General features: G+C 57.5%; 11 protein-coding genes. 9 read left to right on the plus strand and 2 right to left on the minus strand.

The genetic code is table 11. The features are described from left to right. The first annotated feature begins 269 nt into the window (after positions 1-269). The 5 genes from FVB43_RS10410 (at position 270) to FVB43_RS10430 (ending at position 3,229) form a co-directional block, all read left to right on the plus strand. A complete protein-coding gene (locus tag FVB43_RS10410) occupies positions 270-854 on the plus strand; it encodes a cytochrome b (RefSeq protein ID WP_167863938.1) in 585 nt (194 codons plus the stop codon). Between the two features lie 10 nt (positions 855-864). Beyond that, the gene (locus tag FVB43_RS10415; RefSeq protein ID WP_167863939.1) at positions 865-1,389 is read left to right on the plus strand and encodes a tetratricopeptide repeat protein; all 525 of its coding nucleotides are present in this window, start codon (positions 865-867) and stop codon (positions 1,387-1,389) included. 12 nt (positions 1,390-1,401) lie between these two features. After that, positions 1,402-1,929 carry a sigma-70 family RNA polymerase sigma factor gene (locus tag FVB43_RS10420; RefSeq protein ID WP_167863940.1) on the plus strand — a complete coding sequence of 176 codons (528 nt, stop codon included), beginning with the start codon at positions 1,402-1,404 and terminating at the stop codon, positions 1,927-1,929. Beyond that, complete coding sequence (locus tag FVB43_RS10425) at positions 1,926-2,732, plus strand: anti-sigma factor family protein (RefSeq protein WP_159338165.1); 807 nt, start codon at positions 1,926-1,928, stop codon at positions 2,730-2,732. The genes FVB43_RS10420 and FVB43_RS10425 overlap by 4 nt, the downstream gene beginning before the upstream one ends. A gap of 101 nt (positions 2,733-2,833) precedes the next feature. Then, on the plus strand, positions 2,834-3,229 hold the full coding sequence (locus tag FVB43_RS10430) for a YybH family protein (RefSeq protein ID WP_167863941.1): 396 nt from the start codon (positions 2,834-2,836) through the stop codon (positions 3,227-3,229). Between the two features lie 10 nt (positions 3,230-3,239). On the opposite strand, the gene FVB43_RS10435 is transcribed toward FVB43_RS10430, so the two are convergent. Then, positions 3,240-5,015 (minus strand): sigma-54-dependent Fis family transcriptional regulator, encoded by a 1,776-nt coding sequence (locus FVB43_RS10435; RefSeq protein ID WP_159338163.1) that lies wholly within the window; start codon positions 5,013-5,015, stop codon positions 3,240-3,242. 286 nt (positions 5,016-5,301) lie between these two features. Here FVB43_RS10435 and exaC point away from each other — a divergent pair, with 286 nt between their 5' ends. From exaC to FVB43_RS10455, 4 genes are all read left to right on the plus strand, one after another. After that, positions 5,302-6,822, plus strand: a complete 1,521-nt coding sequence (gene exaC / locus FVB43_RS10440; RefSeq protein ID WP_133846526.1) for an acetaldehyde dehydrogenase ExaC — start codon at positions 5,302-5,304, stop codon at positions 6,820-6,822. A 26-nt stretch (positions 6,823-6,848) separates the two neighbouring features. Next, complete coding sequence (gene adhP / locus FVB43_RS10445; RefSeq protein WP_133846527.1) at positions 6,849-7,874, plus strand: alcohol dehydrogenase AdhP; 1,026 nt, start codon at positions 6,849-6,851, stop codon at positions 7,872-7,874. 134 nt (positions 7,875-8,008) lie between these two features. Beyond that, complete coding sequence (locus FVB43_RS10450; protein ID WP_159338161.1) at positions 8,009-8,770, plus strand: YdcF family protein; 762 nt, start codon at positions 8,009-8,011, stop codon at positions 8,768-8,770. 1 nt (position 8,771) lies between these two features. Continuing rightward, positions 8,772-9,683 (plus strand): LysR family transcriptional regulator, encoded by a 912-nt coding sequence (locus tag FVB43_RS10455; protein ID WP_159338160.1) that lies wholly within the window; start codon positions 8,772-8,774, stop codon positions 9,681-9,683. Here the strand turns inward: FVB43_RS10455 and FVB43_RS10460 are convergent. Further along, on the minus strand, positions 9,665-18,229 hold the full coding sequence (locus FVB43_RS10460; protein WP_422718023.1) for a glycoside hydrolase family 94 protein: 8,565 nt from the start codon (positions 18,227-18,229) through the stop codon (positions 9,665-9,667). The two genes, FVB43_RS10455 and FVB43_RS10460, sit on opposite strands and share 19 nt — an antisense overlap. Positions 18,230-18,379 lie beyond the last annotated feature (150 nt).

Raw genomic sequence — 18,379 nt, forward strand, 5'->3', positions numbered from 1 at the left:
GCCTTTATCATCATGATGCAACTTTTCTATTTTATTTTTGAAAAGAGTAAAAAGTGGAAGGCTACCTCAGTGATATTATTTTCCCTTATTGCTTCATTGTACGTCTTCAGATAGTTCATCCCCGTACCTGTCAGCCCGGATCGCCCCGCATTTTTCTTTATAACTGGCCCCAGAAACCGCACTGAAATAAAAATTTGTTTTTTTTCGAATAGAAACCCGCCCTGAGACGTTAACCGATCATCTTCCCCTGTGACAGGAAACCGATCGCCATGTCTCACACCTCTCTCCCGCTGCGTCAGCGCTATGACGCCTTTGCCCTGACGCTGCACTGGATCACTGCCGCCAGCGTCATTTTCCTTTTTGCTTCTGCCCATATCTGGGAACTGCTGGCGCGTGGCACGCCGCTGCGTAAAGGATTGCAGTCCGTACATATCTCCTGCGGCATTTTGTTGGCACTGGTGATGATTGTGCGACCGTTATGGCGTCTCTACAGCCAGCGACAGGCGCGTTTTGCCATGCCACCCGTGGCCGGGTCGCGACCGACGCGCATCCTGGCGCATGCCATGCACGGAGCGCTGTATCTGCTGCTGTTTGCACAAATCTCTCTGGGATTTCTGTTCCGCTGGGCACAGCAGGAGCCGTTCAGCTTTTTTGGCCTGTTTGATATTCCGGCCTGGATCGCGGTCGATCCGTCACTGCGTCATCAGATCGGCGGCTGGCACGATAACGTGGCCTGGGCGCTGATTATCCTTGCCTGCGCTCACGCGCTGGTTGCTCTGTTCCACCACTATGTTCTGCGCGATGACGTGCTGCGCCGTATGCTGCCCGCGCGTCGTTCCTCATCATCCCAATAAGGCTAACATCATGAAAAAAATAACGATAATCCTGCCTGCACTGTTACTGACGTTGTATGCGCCCCTGGCTCTGTCCATGGGCGACAGCAGCAGTGAAAGCAAAACCCCGGATTGCCCGAAAGGCCAGGTGTATGACAGCGGCAGCAAGCAGTGTGTACCCGAGAAAACCAGCCGTCTCAGCGATGATGATAAAACCCGTTATGCTTATCATCTGGCGAAAAAAGGGGAGTATCAGTCAGCACTTAACCTGCTGGATACCCTGAAAAATCCGGATACCCGCGAAGCCTGGAACTATCGCGGCTACGCCACACGCAAATTAGGGCGCACAGATGAAGGGATCGGCTATTATCAACGCTCGGTGGCGCTGGATCCGCGCTATGCCAAAGTGCGTGAATACCTGGGTGAAGCCTGGATGATCAAAGGACGTCCCGATCTCGCCCGTGAGCAGCTTGCTACCATCAAGACCTTGTGCGGTGTGAACTGTGAAGAGTATCGGGATTTGCAGGCCGCGATTAACGGTCACCCTGAATCCTGATGATGAATCCGTGTGGAGGGTAGAAAAATCACCCGTAGTGAAGTCCGAAACCATCTGGCTGCCCATCTTGAACGCTTATGGCGTTACGGGATGGTGCTGTCACGTAATCGTGATGTGGCCGAAGAGCTGGTACAAACCACCTGTGTACGGGCGCTGGAACGCAGCGCCCAGTTTACGCCGGGAACACGCATCGACCGCTGGCTGTTCACCTTGTTGCACTCGGTGTGGATCAACGATCTGCGTGCCAGGCGCGTGCGGCTCGGGCAGGGATTTGTCGACAGTGAGGATCTGCACGCAGCGGATACCTGGTCGCACGAAGAGGACCGTATGCAGTATCAGCAAGTGATGCAGCGCGTGGAAAGGCTGCCGGAGGCTCAACGTAATGCGGTGTTTCTGGTGTATGTAGAAGGGTTTACCTATCAGGAAGCTGCTGACACGCTGTGCGTGCCGATCGGCACCATCATGAGCCGTCTGGCAGCGGCAAGAGCCACGTTGTCCCGTGCGACAACTTCAGCGCCTGCACAGGAGAAACGCCGGTGAACAGAGAACGTTTTTGTCCCCCTTACAGCGATGAGGCGATAGTCGCGTGGCTGGACGCAGAAATGGATGCGGAAGAGGCTCAGGCCTTTGAGCAACAGTTAAAGCGCGATCAACCGCTGGCGGCCCGCACCGCCGAACTGATGAAAAGCAACCAGCCGTTTGCCGAGGCTTTCGACCCCCTGCTGGAGGCCGCACCCAGCGCACGCCTGCACGCAAACCTGGAGCGTCTGCTGGCGCAAACCCCGGCAACGGCGCCCGTGGTCCGCGCTCAGGTCAGCCGCCGTGCGCTGATTGCTGCGTCACTGAGTTTCCTGGTGATCGGTTCCGGCTTCGGTTACTTCGTGCGCCCGGATAATCGCTCGCGCCGCGATAGCGAGAAAATCCGCGATCTGGAATCGCAGTATATGTCGCTCTACAGTCCGGAAACGTTGGTGGATGTGGACAGCACCGCAGCGGTGATCGACCGCTCACTGGCCAGAACGGCACAGACGATGGGCCTGCACCTGAACGCGCAACAGCTCATGCTGCAGGACGCTGAGTTAAAAAGCGTGCGCCTGCTGCGCTATGACGATACCCGCATTGTGCAGATTGCCTGGGAGCACAGTGCGTATGGCCCGATGGCGCTGTGTGTTTCCCGCGAGGATCATAACAGTGCCACCCCGGTGCTGGGCGAACAGCGCCACGGCATGAATCTGGCCTGGTGGCACGCGGGAGGTTACCAGTACGTGTTGATTGGGCGAAGCCCGGCACCGTGGCTACAGCAGAGCGCCGGGTTGCTGCGTCAGGGACTGATGCCGACGTGATGACCACAGGCTTTGCCGACAGGGCGAAAATATCCTTGTTTTCACTCTGATGTTTATGACAGGGTGAACACCGGACATGTCACCCTTTCAGGAGCCACCGCATGAGTTCACATCCTCTTCGCCAGATCATCGAAGCCTGCGACCGCGCGATCACCGCCCGTGATTTTGACCAGTTGATGACGTGGTATGCGCCCGATGCCGCACTGGTGATTAAGCCGGGCATGATTGCCCGCGGCCACGATGAGATCCGCCGGGCGTTTATCGCCATCTCTGACCATTTTCAGGGGCAGCTGCGGGTTGAGCAGGGAACGATGCAGGTAATTGAAGGGGCGGGCGATGCGCTGGTGCTGATGGAAACGGTGCTGCATTACCCGGATGGCGCGGGCGAGACCCTAACCGTCACCCGGCGCGCCACCTATGTATTCAGGCAGGAGCCTGATGGCCGCTGGCTCTGCACCGTTGATAACTCCTACGGTACCGACCTGCTGGATGCCTGATATCGGCCCATTATTTGCGCGCAGCACGGCGATACAGCGTGCTGCGTGCCACGCCCAGCGCTTCTGCCGTTTTGCTCACATTGCCGTTGAAGCGTTGCAGAGTGGCGGCGATCAGTTGTTCATCATGCTGTTGCAGTGCAGGCAGCGGTTCACTCACCGCCAGTTGATACTCCGCAGGCAGGCTGTCGCAATCCAGCACGTCGTTATCATCGGCGAGCGCCAGCAGCACTTTCAGTACGCTGCGTAACTGGCGCACGTTACCCGGCCACGGATGTTGCGCCAGGGTATCCCGCAGCAGCGGCGTCATCTCAATACCACGCTGCTCACCGCCCAGTTCCTGCCAGAGCTGGCGAATAAAAGCAGGCAGTTCTGCCCAGTCGCGCAACGGTGGCAGCGTCAGAGAGAACTCCTGCAAGCGATAAAGCAGATCCTCACGGAACGCACCCTCAGCCACTAACTGTGGCAGATTACGGTGGGTCGCGCAGATCACCGCAAAACTCACCGGCCAGCTGCGGCTGGAGCCGAGCGGGGCCACTTCTTTCTCCTGCAACACGCGCAGCAGACGGGTTTGCAGCGCCAGCGGCATATCGCCAATTTCATCAAGGAACAGCACGCCGCCGTCAGCTTCACGAATTTTCCCGATATAGCCATTCTTACTGGCCCCGGTAAAGGCACCGGGCTGATAGCCAAACAGCTCTGATTCGATCAGTGACTCCGGGATGGCCGCGCAGTTGATCGCCACAAACTTCCCCTGATGCCAGCGGCTCTGCTGATGCAGCGCCCGGCTGACATATTCTTTACCGCTGCCGGTTTCTCCATGCAGGCACAGCGACACCCCCGCATTGATCAGCCGCACCATCTTCTCGCCGCCATCACGCAGCGAGAACGGCAGAGTAGAGGAGGTGATGGCGGTCGAGGCAAAGTGTGTGCGGGCCGGGGCACGCAGTCGGAAAAAATAGTGCTGCTGGCTGCGGGTGGTGAGCGGCTGTGGCACCTGATTTGCCTGCTGTTCGAGCTGTGGGAACAGCTGCTGGAAGGTCAGGCAACCCAACTGTTCCGCTCCCAGTTCCAGTTCACGCATCGCCACGCGGTTGGCGGCCATCAGAATATTGTCAGAGAACACCAGCAGCAACTCTTCCACACGGTCAATGCCCTGAACCTGGCGGTGCAGACTCATCATCCACTGATCGGGGTGCAGGCTCTGCTTGATCCACAGATATTCAATGTGCTTCGCGGCGTCTTTGATCCAGGCCAGGGTATGCGGATGCGCAAAGTGTGCCGGGCCGGAGATATCCAGCACCCCGGCAATCTGTCCACCAGGGCTTTGCAGCGGGATCGCCGCGCAATACAGCCCCTGGTTGCTGGTGAGAAAATGCTGCTGGCCGTCGATTTCACAGCAGTCATCAATCGCCAGAGCGGTGCCGATGGCATTGGTGCCGCGCCCGCACTCACTCCAGAGATTGCCCGGTGCCAGCGCAAAGCGTTCCGCTTTTTGCAGCGCCTGCATATCACCAAAGGTGTTCAGCACCAGCCCGCTGGCATCCGACAGGATCACCACGGCCTGTTTCTCGGCAATTTTCTCGGCTAATGCCCGGATGGCAGGCTGGGCAAACTGTTGCAGCGTGGCGTGGTGGGCGAGAGCATCGGCCAGTTCTGCCTGGCGAATGCGGGGAAAGTCGTCGGACAGGCGATCCAGACCGTAAAGCTGGCTGCGAAACCAGGAGTCACTCAGCACTGGGTTTGGCGCAAACGGTGGCGTACTGACGGCTGACGAATTTCCCTGCATTGATAACCTCATGCCCTGGTGAAAGTGTTGCAATATTGTAGCCATCTGGTTTTTTCGGTGTTGCGATTTGCAACACAGATGCGAAAAGTTTCCATTATGGCTTGCGATAGCGGCGGTCACTCACTTCGTATTACTCTGATAATCATCATTATTTTTACAATTCCACTAAGGTAAAAAATTGGCACGGGGTGTGCAATGGGAAAGAGGCAATCGTAACAACGTCCGGGACAGGATCGCGCTGCGGTTGTTTATCTCTCAAAGACCTACCCTACAAGAGGATTTTGCGATGCGTTATTCCCATCCTGGTACACCCGGTGCTTTAGTGTCTTTCAAAGCGGCCTATGGCAACTTTATTGATGGCAAATTCGTCGAACCGCAAAGCGGTCAGTATTTTATGAACACCTCTCCGGTGAACGGCAGCGACATTGCGCAGTTCCCGCGTTCTGATGCCCGTGATATCGAGGCGGCGTTAGATGCCGCCCACCGTGCGGCCGACGCCTGGGGAAAAACCAGCGTGCAGTATCGTTCTAATCTGCTGTTGCAGCTGGCCGATCGTATAGAAGCCAATCTGGAATACCTTGCCGTGGCAGAAAGCTGGGATAACGGTAAGCCAATCCGCGAAACGCTGAATGCCGACCTGCCGCTGGCGGTTGACCATTTTCGTTACTTTGCCGGGTGCCTGCGTGCCCAGGAAGGGAGCGCCAACGAAATCGATGAAAAAACCGTGGCCTACCATTTCCATGAACCGCTGGGCGTGGTCGGGCAGATTATCCCGTGGAACTTCCCGCTGCTGATGGCCGCCTGGAAACTGGCCCCGGCGCTGGCAGCCGGAAACTGTGTGGTGCTGAAACCCGCAGAGCAAACCCCACTGGGTATCACGCTGTTGCTGGAACTGGCAGGCGACCTCTTCCCGGCGGGCGTGCTCAACGTGGTGCAGGGCTTTGGCCGTGAAGCGGGCGAAGCCCTGGCAACCAGCAAGCGCATTGCCAAAATCGCCTTTACCGGCTCCACACCGGTTGGCCGTCATATCATGGCCTGCGCGGCAGAAAACATTATTCCCTGCACCGTCGAGCTGGGCGGCAAGTCACCGAATATCTACTTCGCCGATGTGATGAACGGCGAGCCGGAGTTTATCGACAAGGCGGTAGAGGGGCTGGTTCTGGGCTTCTTCAACCAGGGCGAGGTCTGCACCTGTCCGTCACGCGCACTGATCCACGAATCAATCTATGCGCCGTTTATGGAAAAAGTGATGGCGAAAGTGGCGACCATCCGTCGTGGCGATCCGCTGGACACCGACACCATGATTGGCGCACAGGCATCACGCCAGCAGTTCGACAAAATCCTCTCGTATATTGATATCGCGCGCCTGGAAGGCGGAAAAATCCTGACCGGCGGCGAACGTGCCAGCATCAGCAAAGAGCTGGATAACGGCTACTACATTCAGCCAACGCTCATCCAGGGCGACAATCAGATGCGCTGCTTCCAGGAAGAGATCTTTGGCCCGGTGATCGGGGTCACTACCTTTAAAGATGAAGCCGAAGCGCTGTCCATCGCCAATGAAACCCAGTTCGGGTTGGGCGCAGGTATCTGGACGCGTGACACCAATCTGGCGTATCGCATGGGCCGCAGCATCAAGGCCGGGCGCGTATGGACTAACTGCTATCACATCTACCCGGCACATGCGGCCTTTGGGGGATACAAACAGTCCGGCGTGGGCCGTGAAACGCACAAGATGGCGTTGAATGCCTATCAGCAAACCAAAAATCTGCTGGTCAGTTATGACACAGCACCGTTAGGGCTGTTTTAAGCCTGTTTTCTTTCGAGGATTGAATAATGAAAACGATGAAAGCCGCAGTAGTGAAAGCCTTTGGTGAACCGCTGGTGATTGAGCAGGTGCCGATCCCTGAAGTCGGACCGGGCCAGCTGCTGGTGAAAGTGGTGGCTACCGGTGTCTGTCATACTGACTTGCATGCTGCCGAAGGTGACTGGCCGGTGAAACCTCAGCCGCCATTTATTCCGGGCCATGAAGGCGCAGGTTATGTCGTCGCGGTAGGTGAAGGCGTAAAGCATATAAAGGAAGGGGATCGCGTGGGCGTCCCCTGGCTGTACTCTGCCTGTGGCCACTGCGAACACTGTCTGGACAGCTGGGAAACCCTGTGCCATTCGCAGCAAAACGCCGGTTATTCGGTTAACGGTAGCTTTGCCGAATACTGTCTGGCCGACGCTAACTACGTTGGCATCCTGCCGGATAACGTTGATTACAATGAAATCGCGCCAATCCTCTGTGCTGGTGTTACCGTGTACAAAGGTCTGAAAATGACCGAAGCCAAAGCGGGTGACTGGGTGGTCATTTCCGGTATTGGTGGGTTGGGCCATATGGCGGTGCAGTACGCCGTAGCGATGGGCTTTAACGTGGCCGCCGTGGATGTCGACGACGAAAAACTGGCCTTCGCCAAACGTCTCGGCGCCACTGTCACAGCAAACGCCCGTAACGTTGACCCGGCAAAAGTGTTTAAAGACACGTTCGGCGGCGCACATGCGGTGCTGGTGACGGCAGTATCACCCAAAGCCTTTGAACAGGCGATTGGTACGATGCGTCGCGGCGGCACCATGGTACTGAACGGTCTGCCACCGGGTAAATTTGACCTGTCGATCTTCGATATGGTGCTGGACGGCATTACCGTGCGCGGTTCGATCGTGGGGACGCGTAAAGACCTGCAGGAAGCGCTCGACTTTGCGGGTCGCCACAAGGTAGCGGCGAATATTTCGGTTGAGCCGCTGGCCAATATCAATGATATCTTTGCCCGCATGCATGCCGGGAAAATTGAAGGCCGCATCGTGGTCGATCTGGCCCTGTAATGTCTGTCTGACGACGGCAACACCGGATTAATCCGGGTTTCACAGCAGGCATAGCTTCAGCGCTATGCCTGTTCGCAAAATGTAAAGTATCAGTGATATCATCTGCCAGGTGTTCACTTATTAAAAGCCCGCATATGATCCTGACCCCGCAGAACATTGACTCTCTTAATACCATTTCACACTGGCTTGCCGTTAATGATGTCAACGGCGAACAGGAGCTGCACGCTGATGTGGCTATTCTGGCTGGCCATGCCGTGCTGCCGGGGCTGATCGGGGCCTTTACCCGGCTGGCTGACACCTCAATTCCTTTGTTGCTGAGCGGCGGCACGGGTCACTCCACTGAACTGCTGAAAACCGCATTGAACACAGTGCAGGTCAACAGCGCTGCGTCGAGCGAAGCACAGTTACTGGCCGACGCAGCCGTGCAACTCTCCGGCATCAAGGCAGATCGGCTGATCATTGAAGATCAATCACGTCACTGCGGGGAGAATGCTGCCTTCAGCCGTCGAAATCTGCTGGCGCGAGAGATGCCGGCACAGCGTATCATTCTGATTCAGGACCCGCTGATGCAGCGCAGAACCACCGAAACCTTCCATCATGAGTGGCAGCGCCAGGGGCAACAGGTCGATTTCATCAGCTGGCCGGTGTTCGTGCCGCAGCTGGTGTTACAGGACGACCAGCCGGTCATCACCGGGGCGGCATCGCAACAGGGATTGTGGGCACTGGACCGCTATGTTTCGATGGTGCTGGGAGAAGTGCGGCGGCTGCGTGATGACAAAGAGGGCTATGGTCCCCTGGGCCTCGGGTTTATCGGCCATGTGGATGTGCCTCACGCAGTGGAACATGCCTGGCAGCGGCTGATGGCCGAACCTGAACTGGCGGCGCTGGTGCGCTGAAATGACGACGGAACCCGATCTCAACTTACTGATTGCACTGGATGTGCTGCTGAATGAGGCCAGCGTGGCGGCAGCGGCACGCCGTCTGGGCTTAAGCGCCTCGGCCATGAGCCGCACGCTCAGCCGCCTGCGCAGCGTTACGGGCGATCCGTTGCTGGTGCGTGCCGGGCGCAACATGGTGCTGACGCCCTGGGCCGAAGCGATCCGCGAACGCAGTCAGAACGCGGTCTTAGAAGCCCGTGCGGTGCTGCGTCCTGCGGTGGCCGAACAGCATCCCGCCAGTCTGGACTGCACGTTTACGCTGCGCGCCAATGACGGATTTGTTGAAGCTTTTGGCCCGGCATTGATTGCGACAGCAGCGCTATCCGCGCCGTTGGTCCGTCTGGTTTTTGCCCCCAAACCGGAGAAAAGCGTCAAGCCGCTGCGCGAAGGACGCGTGGATCTGGAGATTGGTGTGCTGGGCGAGATGGGCCCGGAGATTCGTGTGCAGGCGCTGTTCCGCGATCGTTTCGTCGGTGTGGTGCGTCAGGGCCATCCGCTGTCGCAGTTACCTGATGTCAGCGTCAGCGACTATGTTGCCTGGGGGCATGTGGTGGCCTCACGCAGCGGACGGGCGGAAGGCCCGGTGGACCAGGCGCTGGCAGAGCAGGGCGTGCAACGCCGGGTCAGCGCCGTGGTGCCTGCTTTTCCGGCGGCGCTGGCCGTGGCGCGCGCCTCCGATCTGGTGGCGCTGGTGCCGGCATCCTTCCTGCTTAATCAGCCAGCCGGGCTGTTGTACCGTTTTGAACTGCCGGTCAAAACCGGTGCCATCACCGTGTCACAGATGTGGCACCCGCGCTCGGAAGTGGACCCGGCGCACCGCTGGCTGCGGCAACTCCTGTTGACAGTATGCCGTCAGCGGGTGCCGGATTGATCTTCTCCTCCCAGGTGGATCGTCACATGATGGTGCTGCCCCTCATCCCGTAGGGGAATGCGATCCTCCGTCAGATCCACGCCATCCAGCGTGATGTGATAATCCCCCTCACTGCGCACCACCTGAATATGATATTCACTGCTGCCATGCTGATACGTCAGGCTGACGGAAGGCCAGTGTGCAGGCAGTAATGGCCTGACGGCCAGCGCATCCGCATGGCGGGTAATCCCCAGTAGAGACTCCACCAGCAGGCGGTAAGCCCAGCCCGCCGATCCGGTGTACCAGCTCCATCCACCGCGTCCGGTGTGTGGTGCGACACTGTAGACATCCGCCGTCATCACCCAGGGTTCAACTTTATAGCGTGCCACCGCATCGGCATCCAGGCTGTGATTGATTGGATTGATCAACGACCACAGTTGCCAGGCTCTTTCACTGTTGCCCATTTGGGCAAAGGCCATCACCGCCCAGATAGCACCATGCGTATACTGCCCGCCGTTTTCACGCACGCCCGGGACGTAGCCCTGAATATAGCCGGGATTCGGCCCATCGCCATTAAACGGCGGCGTTAACAGTTTGATCATCCCTGCGTTGTCATCAACCAACCGTGCATCCAGTGATTGCATGGCTTTTGCGCACTGTTCCGGCGTTCCGGCACCGGAGAGGACAGCCCAGCTCTGCGCGATAGCATCAATCTGGCAGGCCTGCGACAGATGGGAACCCAGCGGTTCGCCGTTATCAAAATAACCGCGTCGATACCATTCACCGTCCCAGCCGGCGCTGTTAAGGTTATCGCGAAGCTGGTCTGCCTCTTTGCGGCATTGCAGGGCAATATCCGTTTGCTGCCGCTGTTCTGCCAGCGCGCCAAAACGCCGTAAAATATCGTAGAGGAAGAAGCCAAGCCAGACGCTTTCCCCTTTCCCTTCACTCCCCACCCGATTCATCCCGTCATTCCAGTCACCCGTCCCCATCAGCGGCAGGCCGTGTTGCCCAAAACGCAGGCCGTGGAGCAGGGCTTTCAGACCATGCAGCCAGACGGTATCTTCGTGAGCACTGATGGTGGGCTGCTCGTAAACGGACTCTTCACCGGGCTGCGGATGTTTGCCTTCCAGCCAGGGGACGGACTCCTCCAGCAGCGTTATATCGCCGGTCGTGGTGATGTAATGACAAATCGCCAGCGGCAACCAGAGGTAATCATCCGAACAGTGAGTACGCACGCCATTCCCGAGAGGAGGATGCCACCAGTGCTGGACATCGCCCTCAATAAACTGCCGGGAGGCACAAAGAACAATCTGTTCACGCAGGCGCTCAGGTGCGGTGTGACTCAGGGCAAGCGTATCCTGCAACTGGTCACGGAAACCGAAGGCGCCGCCCGACTGGTAGTAACCGCTGCGCGCCATAATGCGACAGGCCAGCGTCTGGTACAGCAACCAGCCGTTCACCAGCAGGTTGACCGTTGGATCGGGCGTGGTTACCACCACTTTATCCAGAATCCGGTGCCAGTACTGATGAACCTGCGCCAGCTCATGGCGAGCAGCATCCTCATCCAGATATTGGGCGATAAGCGCTTCCGCCTCCTGCTGATTTTGCCCCACGCCCAGTACAAAGATGAACGTGCGCTGGTCGCCATCAATAAGCGTGGTGGCTGACTGCACCGCCGCACAGGGATCAAGCCCTGCGCCCGTGGTATCCGGCAGTCGCTGCTGTTGCATCGCCGCTGGGGAACGGCGTGAACCGTGACGGCCGAGGAAGGCCCGCCTGTCACCTGTCAGTGAACAGTGTGCCCCGGTCACCGCGAAGAATGCCGTTCTTTCAGAGCCGTTGCTGTTGTAGTAGTTACTGGCCAGCACACCGCAGCCGGTGCGAACAGTGGAAGGGTGCGTGATGATATGCATGGCTGACTTGCTGCGCGATTCACCCAGCGTCCATTCAACATAACCCGTGACAGAGATTTTCCGAATGCGGCCTGAGTTGTTGGTAAGGGTTAAAATGGCCAGCTTCACCGGCGCATGCTCAGCGACCAGCACGGTCAGCTCGCTATCCAGCCCGGTTTCTCGGTGGCTGAAGACGCTGTAGCCAAACCCGTGACGGCTCAGATAAGGGCCGCGCCCCTGTACGGGTAGAGTGGTGGGTGACCAGACGGCACCGGTTTCTTCATCACGCAGATAGAAGGCCTCCCCTGAACGGTCACTGACGGGATCGTTCTCCCAGGGCGTGAGACGGTATTCGTGCGCATTTTCATACCAGGTATAGGCTTGTCCGGCCTCCGAAATCACGGTGCCGAACTGCGCATTGGCCATTACGTTCGACCAGGGTGCAGGCGTGGATCCACGTTCATCCAGCAGGATTTGATATTCGCGCCCGTCGGGAGAAAAGCCCCCCCGGCCGTTGAAACAAAGCAGCGCAGCGGTATCCGGCTGCCAGTCAAGGTGCTGGTTCACCGGGAGTACGGCTGGCGTGACCAGGGCAAGCGACGAGGAGACGGCACCCTGAACACGCAAATTGAGTTGTTCTTCCAGCCCACCCGCGCGATCGTCAATCACAACCCGTGCCACACTCAGCAGCAGCGTGCGATCCTCTGCGGAGAGATGCTGACCATTCCGTAAGAAAATCCCTCCCGACTTATCCGTCATTCCTGGCGCAGACTTGGCGGCGATCAGGTCCATAATCTGGTTGTGCAGGGTCTGCTGATAGCCTCCCGGGCCATCATTGAGGATCACCAGGTCGACCGCCAGACCCTTCAGACGCCAGTAATGATGGGCCTGCATCAGCGTATTGATCAGCGGAATACTGTCCGAATGCGTAATATTCAGGATCACAATCGGCAGATCGCCGGAGATACTCCAGCCCCACAGACCGCTCTGCCCACGACGATTACGGGCAATAATCTGCGCCTCTGCACGCAGTTCAGGGCCAGGGAACAGCACGGCGCTGGCAAGGCGATTGAACAATGACGCATCGTCTTCATTGGCATTAATCTGTCGCAGCACAATCTGGCTGTGTGACCATGCCAGTTCAAAGACGCGATCGGCAATCGGGGAGTCGCGGTATTTCTCCAGCAATGCCTGGCTCTGTTCTCGACTGCCCGTGACGCCGTAAACGATATCGAGGGTGACCGGTACGCCGGGGAGTAACACCAGCGGCTGGCGCAGGGCGATCACCGGGTCGAGTACAGCACCGACGTTATTGCTCAGCGGCCCGCTCCGGGTGGGAGCCAGGGCGTTAGCGGTATCATTCCCGCGCCCAAGAAAAGCGGCACGATCGGTTTCAAATGAGGCCGTTTTCTCCGTTCGACCATGCACCACCATCATATGGAACAGCCACGGGCTCTGTTCCTCCGGCGTGCGTGCCCGGCGGTGACAGAGAATCGCTTCCTGGGCAGAGACCCACTCGGTCTGAACAAACAGGTTGCTGAAGGCGGGGTGGGACAGATCGCTGTCGGCGGAAGCCAGCACCACTTCGGCGTAGCTGGTGAGTTCCACCGTCCGTGGCTGACGACCCCTGTTGACCAGCGTGATACGACGCAGCTCGATGTCATCTTCGGGGGAAACGACAATCTGCGTTTTAATATGCAGCGTTCCCTGCCTGCGCGTGAACTCTGCGCCGGCATCGGTGAAGGAGGCTTTGTAATCATCGGGCGTTGAGCCGGAAGGCTGCCAGGTGTTGCTCCACACTTCGCCGCTTTTCACATCGCTGATGTAGCAGCAGGAACCCCAGTTATCACAGGTGGTATCGCTGCGCCAGCGGGTGAGGGCCAGATCGTTCCAGCGGCTGTAGCCGCCACCTGCCTGTGTCACCATCAGATGATAACGCGCGTTCGACAACAGCTGAACTTCAGGCGCGGCGCTGTCCACATCCGTGAATTCCCGCGGATCATAGTGAACCGGTAACAGCGTTCCTTCCGGCGCATCGAAGTGCCTGCGCGGACTGTAGAGCTCGATATTATTCGGCACCCGCTCTTGCAACAGCAGACGTGCTGACTGAAAAGCCGGGACAGCCATAAACCGGTCTGTCATCGGGGCATTGTGTAACAGGTGAGATAATGCCTGAAACGACATGCCCTGGTGATGGGCCATCCAGGAGCGAACAACGGCAAACCGCTGGCCGCTGGCCTGGCGGGAAGGGGTGTAATCCAGCGCTTCATAAAAGCCATATTCGCCACGCGCACCGTTTTTTTCCAGTACGACAAGATTGTCACAGGCTTTGTGAGGCGCAACCAGCAGTGCCAGGAAAGTGGCATAAGGGGCCACCACCATATCGCCCGCCAGGCCGCGTTTTAGTCCAAGACCGGGGACACCAAAGGCGTGGTACTGATAATTTTGTAGGGGGTCAAACGCGTAATACCCTGACTCTGAAATGCCCCAGGGCACGCCACGCTGTTTTCCCCACTCAATCTGCCGATGCACCGCAGAAAGGCTCATCTGTTTCAGCAGGCTGCCCGGATAGGTGGGCATCACCAGATTGGGCATTAAGTACTCGAACATCGAGCCACTCCAGGACATCAGCGCCGTATCGCGATCGATGCGGGTAAACAGGCGTCCCAGGGCAAACCAGCTCTTGAGTGGTAGCTGATTGGTGGCAATGGTCAGGTAGGTGGTCAGACGGATCTCGGAGGGGAAGAGATCGTAATGACTGGTGTCCAGCCTGTTATTGTCACAGTCATAGCCGACGCTGAGCTGACTGGTCACCTCATTGTAGAGGAAGGTGAAATCCATGTGGGCATGTGCCGCCAGCCGCTGTTCCAGTTCGGCAATAATATCGATCTGCATGCGAGCCGCTGCCAGCGCTTCTACTGTGGGTGTACCTGCTCCTGCTGGCGTTGCGGTTGACAGCCACGTCAGCGAAGGCAGCGTGGCCTCCTGCCAGCCTGCAGTGACCCAACCCAGCAGTGAGGACCAGGCATGGCAGAATAATGTCAGCTGGCGCTGAAGATGACCAATCCAGTGACTGATGGGGTCATTGTCTTCGGAGAGGGTGGGATGCAGGCGCAGGCTCAATGCCTGCATTTTTCTGAGCTCGCCGAGTAACTGTGCCGCAGGCAGTTCATGCGCGTTGCGACAGTGCTTATGCAGCTGGCGCAGAGTGGTCGGCGCATGTTGTCCCCAGCGGTTTTCCAGCAGCGTGATGGTGTCATCCAGGCCTGCCAGCATCCGATCAATATCGATGACGGGCTGGGTACGTAACTGCGATAAACCGGCACTCAGCGTCAGCAGATGCCCGGCCATATTTCCACTGTCCACGCTGGAGACATAGCGTGGATTCAGTGGCTTCAGCGTACGGGTGTCGTACCAGTTGTAGAGGTGCCCACGGTAATGCTCCATTTTATCCAGCGTGTCCAGGGTGAGCGATACACGCCTCAGTACTTCACCGGCGGGGATATAGCCGAAGTCACAGGCCGTCAGGTTTGCCATCAGCGACAAACCAATATTCGTGGGTGACGTGCGATGAGCAACGGTGGGCTGCGGAAACTCCTGATAATTATCCGGTGGCAGCCAGTTTTCTTCGGCCTGGGTGAAGTGGTCGAAGAATGCCCAGATTTCACGACTGTTGTGGCGTAAAAAACGTTTCTGTCCGGCATTCAGCGCTGCCGCGACAGGCGCAGGGGAACGGCTGAGCCAGCTCAGGATCAAGGGGGTCAGGCACCACAGCATGCCGATGGGAAGGGCAAAAACAAGCAGTAGCGGGGCATAACGGGCGGTTAACGCTGGCAGCAACACACCGCAAACCACGTTGAATGCCATGGCACGGTAAAACCGCAGCGGGGAGGTTTTGTTTCCCTCGTGACAGGGGTCAACACTGGCCCACTGATTGAGGTGACGGTGTGAAACACCCAAACGCCATAGCGTTTTCACAATCGCCAGCAACGAGAAGGCGGCCTCATGCGGCAGGGTGGCAAAGTTAAGAATAAGGTGTGTCAGGCGGCGCAGCGTTCCCGACGCGACAGCCGTCAGGCGCTGCCAGACAGGCCGATTACTAAACAACAGATCCTGAACGATGGCCAGAGCAGCAGGCAACAGCAGAACCAGGGCCAGCATGACGAGCCAGTAGTGTGGGTTGGGGACCAGCAGCAGAGCGGAAAATATCAGCAGCAGCAGCGACGGCGCAACCAGGCTCCGGCGAAGATTATCGAATAATTTCCAGCGTGATAAGGTACTTAACGGGTTTTTCTCACGTGAACCATCCGCTTTTTTCACCCGGAACGTCAGCCAGTTGAGCAACTGCCAGTCGCCACGAATCCAGCGGGTGCGGCGTGCAACATCAGAGAGATAATTGGCCGGATACTTTTCATAAAGCAGCACTTCGCTCAGTAACCCGGAGCGGGCATAACAGCCTTCCAGCAGATCGTGGCTCAGTACCAGATTATCGGGACAGGTGTTCTGCATGGACTGCGTAAAGATATCGACATCATAGATGCCTTTGCCAACGAAGGCGCCTTCACCAAACAAATCTTGATAGATATCAGACGACATCATCGAATAAGGGTTGTTACCCGGTACGCTGCTACAGATAGCGGCATAGCGCCCCTGTCCTGACAGGGGGATTTCTTCAGCCAGACCTGGCTGCAAAATCCCGTAACCTTTAATCACTCTACCTGTCGCGGCATCATAAACCGGATGATTCAGCGGGTGCGCCATGGTGGCCACCAGTTTGTGCGCCGTGTCACGGGGCAATACCGTATCGCTATCCAGTGTGATCACGTACCTGACGCGGGCAGGGAACGGTTTCTCATCCCCGACGCGGTGGGAAAATTGCGAGCCTGGCTGGCGCAACCAGCTGTTCAACGCCGCCAGTTTTCCCCGTTTGCGTTCATAGCCCATCCACACACCTTGCTGCGGGTTCCATTCGGGTGAGCGGTGCAGCAAAAGGAACAGCGGGCGATCCGCCGCATAGCGACGGTTCAGGGCGTCGACCTGTGAAAGCGCCCATGCCAGCAGCGCATCATTTTCAGGAGAGTGTTCTGTCTCCGCGTCACTGAAATCGGTCAGCAGCGCAAAATAGAGATGGGCACTGTTATTCCCCAGATAACAGACCTCCAGGCTATTCAGCAATGCATCGGTTGCCTGACGGCTGGTCAGCAGGCAGGGAATGGCAATCAGTGTACTGAATTCTGCCGGTACGCCGCTGGAAAAATCCATCCGCGGCAATGGCTCCGGTGTGCGAAACCGCGTTGTCGCCTCACTGAGCAGATGCAGAACCACCTGACCGATCGCCATCGACAGTGGAACCGCCAGCAGCAACAGCGGCCAGCGCAGCCCCTGTTCCGCAGTCGCATGCAACACCTCTGCAGTACAAGCAACGGTCAACAGACTCAGGCTGCCGAGCCAGGCGAGCAGGGGTTCCTGATTGAATCGATGACGCAGATGCGTTAGCCAGTTGGTGTTGGCGGCCAGGCGTTTTTCCAGCACATGACGGTCTTCGCCGATCAGATACTGGCCGATATGATGCTGCGGTAGGATGGCACTGGCCGCCTGTGACAATGCCAGCACGTGGCGGGTCACGTCCAGTTCACTAAAGCGGCTGGTGCGGGCCAGTTTCTCGATCACGTGCCGGTAATGGTCTCGGGTATCAAAGTGCATCAACGGGTAGATCCCGGCAGGATCCTGAAGCAGCATCTGCTCGACCAGGCTTTGAGCTTCACAAAAATCGGCCCAGTTGGTTTCACTTAACAGCCGCAATCCGGCAATGCTGTTACTGACAGAGAGCTGGCTGGCCGCGAGTTGCTGATTAAAACGGTGGATCAGCAGATCGGTGGTGATGCCGGTTTTCACCAGTCGCTGTTCCATCCAGGTCAGGGGCAGGGCAAGCAGGTTGCCACGCCCCTGCAATCTGCGGACCAGTTCGGCAACAAACGCGCTGCTGAGTGGCGGGCGGGATCGCGCCATATCAGCGATGACCATCACCAGGTCGGCCGGGGTCGTTTCAGCACAGGTGATAATCTGGCTGACCCACTCATCGGCGAGGTTACGCTCCTTTTGCGCCTGAGCCACTTCGCTGCTCACGCGGCGCAGATTTTCGATAAGCGCAAGGCGTAACATGCCGGGCAAGGCCCAGAGTTCTCCCAGCGTGAGTGGCGTTACCTGCTGATAGGCGTTGATATAGCCCGACAGACTGCTGACATCCCAGCGCCCGTCACCGTGAGCAATGGCTTCGGAAGCAATATCATAAATACGCGGGCAGGCATGAGGGGAGGCCAGTACTGGAAGGCCTTTGCCAAAGTTTTTTGGCAAATGATGACGCACCATGCGGATCTGTTCTTCAATCAGATAATAGTTGTCCAGCAACCATTCGCCCGCTGGGGCAATACTGATTTTATCGACTTTATTGAGCAGATAGCAGTTTTGGGCAATGACTGATTCATTGTCGTCCAGACGTTTCAGCAGATACCAGGGGATTTTATCAGGTGATAATCGATGCGAACGCGCCAGTTTCTGACCGAAATGCGCCATCTGGGCGGCTGAAAATAATTCTGCTTTAATCACACTATCCATCGCCCGGGCAGGTGCCCCCGTCCAGGCTGTTTTTATTGTGGCGATTTTTGCGCGTAACATCGTCATAAATGGAGATTTAATGCTTAATTTCATATTATTGCTCGTCAGGCGGGGAAACGCACAGGAGCAGTTGTGAAATCATTTCAGAAACGATCTCTCTGAATGGTGTAAACAATCAAAATTCAGCAGCTGCGAGAAGGGTGGTCGGTG

This window comes from Erwinia rhapontici, from assembly GCF_012271765.1.
GTDB classification, from domain to species: Bacteria; Pseudomonadota; Gammaproteobacteria; order Enterobacterales; family Enterobacteriaceae; genus Erwinia; species Erwinia rhapontici.

Bases quoted from the DNA above. Each gene is read 5' to 3' on its own strand.
- exaC (WP_133846526.1), top strand. From the start codon at position 5,302: ATGCGTTATTCCCATCCTGGTACACCCGGTGCTTTAGTGTCTTTCAAA.
- adhP (WP_133846527.1), top strand. From the start codon at position 6,849: ATGAAAACGATGAAAGCCGCAGTAGTGAAAGCCTTTGGTGAACCGCTG.
- FVB43_RS10415 (WP_167863939.1), top strand. From the start codon at position 865: ATGAAAAAAATAACGATAATCCTGCCTGCACTGTTACTGACGTTGTAT.
- FVB43_RS10430 (WP_167863941.1), top strand. From the start codon at position 2,834: ATGAGTTCACATCCTCTTCGCCAGATCATCGAAGCCTGCGACCGCGCG.
- FVB43_RS10460 (WP_422718023.1), bottom strand. From the start codon at position 18,229: ATGTTACGCGCAAAAATCGCCACAATAAAAACAGCCTGGACGGGGGCA.
- FVB43_RS10410 (WP_167863938.1), top strand. From the start codon at position 270: ATGTCTCACACCTCTCTCCCGCTGCGTCAGCGCTATGACGCCTTTGCC.
- FVB43_RS10455 (WP_159338160.1), top strand. From the start codon at position 8,772: ATGACGACGGAACCCGATCTCAACTTACTGATTGCACTGGATGTGCTG.
- FVB43_RS10435 (WP_159338163.1), bottom strand. From the start codon at position 5,015: ATGCAGGGAAATTCGTCAGCCGTCAGTACGCCACCGTTTGCGCCAAAC.
- FVB43_RS10450 (WP_159338161.1), top strand. From the start codon at position 8,009: ATGATCCTGACCCCGCAGAACATTGACTCTCTTAATACCATTTCACAC.